Below are 1,297 nucleotides of genomic sequence, written 5' to 3'. Positions count from 1 at the left end.
TTGACTATTCCTAAAAAAATTTTTTCAGCGTACAATCTTTTTATATTAACAATGATTGTAAGGTTGTGATTTTAAAGTGATTTAAAATTTAATTGATATTTTAAACTGTTGGTTTTGTTAAAATTGGTCAAAAAGTCTGTTGCTAAGTATGGGTTTGTTTTCGAGTTTCTATGTAACATAGTGGAAACATATTGGTTTTTGCCACCAAAAAAACACAAAAAAACAGCTTTAATCACTAAATGAATGCAAATGTAAAGAATTTGGCGTTGATAACTCACTCTGATTGTCCGGTTTTTTGCCTGGCAGTATATTAATATCCAGTTTCAAGGCTAAGTGGTGAAATTTTTCATGCGACAAATATCACTCTTCTTTATGTGCTTAACCGGGAGGAGGATACCGTGTCTGAGATGAAGCTTTACGGCTATATAATTTACGATACATTGGAATATAGAATATCGACAAAAATGCTTATCAATATTAAAAATGGGAAGATAAAGAGACTGGGTGATACCAAGGCGCGTCTTTTTAATTATCTTGTTGAACATGCAGATAAGAAATTTATTGCTGATGAGACAATATTTACGCAAGTGTTTGAGAACAATGGTCTACGTTGCTCAAAATCATATCTCTGGGCGATGATCCGTCAAGTTCACGCTGCTTTTCTGAGCGTAGGCTATGAACGTGCGCCTTTAAAAAGGTATGAAGGTAAAGGTTACGTCATCGAGTCGAACAGTATTAAAAAATTCTATGTTCTTGAAGTCGCCAATTTAGCGGGTGTCACTTAATAGAGAGAGAATCACAATTGGCGCAATTGTTGGTATATACGAAAAATGGCACATTGAGATACGCCGTCAACTCATTGGTTGAAGACAAGAATGATGTGACGTTTTTCGAGAATCGCCTGCAATTTCTCGTTTGTGCAACAGTGCTTAAGGATGCCATCTTACTGATCGATGCCCTTCCAGGGAATAGCGAAGATATTCGGTGGTTATATCCAAAATTAAAATTAAGGGGGGTTGAGCATAACGTGCACTATCTGGTGCCAACACGTATTGCGGCGAGTAATTATATGAAAGGTTTTTCTATCGTTACGGATATTCTTAAACTTAAATCGCTATGCCGTGCGTCGTGGAAAAGGAATGTCATATTTAATGCGGAAGGGATTCAAAACATCATACTTAAGAGTATATCTGAAAAGATGAGTGGGCGTGATTTGAATTTCATGCTCGAAATCTATAATGGGTGTGGTGATAAATGCAAGGCATTAACCAAAAAAGAGGGTGATGCTGCCAACTTA

2 protein-coding genes are annotated in these 1,297 nt (G+C 36.4%); both read left to right on the top strand.

Annotated elements, in window-relative coordinates; translation table 11 throughout:
• The first annotated feature begins 407 nt into the window (after nucleotides 1-407).
• Nucleotides 408-785, top strand: coding sequence for a hypothetical protein (locus LZ634_RS22485; RefSeq protein ID WP_234508943.1), 378 nt, complete (start codon nucleotides 408-410; stop codon nucleotides 783-785).
• Between the two features lie 17 nt (nucleotides 786-802).
• The coding region (locus tag LZ634_RS22480) for a hypothetical protein (RefSeq protein ID WP_234508942.1) at nucleotides 803-1,297 on the top strand (495 nt) is incomplete at its 3' end.

The sequence above is a fragment of the Kluyvera intermedia genome (assembly GCF_021440345.1).
GTDB lineage: Bacteria > Pseudomonadota > Gammaproteobacteria > Enterobacterales > Enterobacteriaceae > Kluyvera > Kluyvera intermedia_A.
This window is presented reverse-complemented; position numbering and strand designations above follow the sequence as displayed.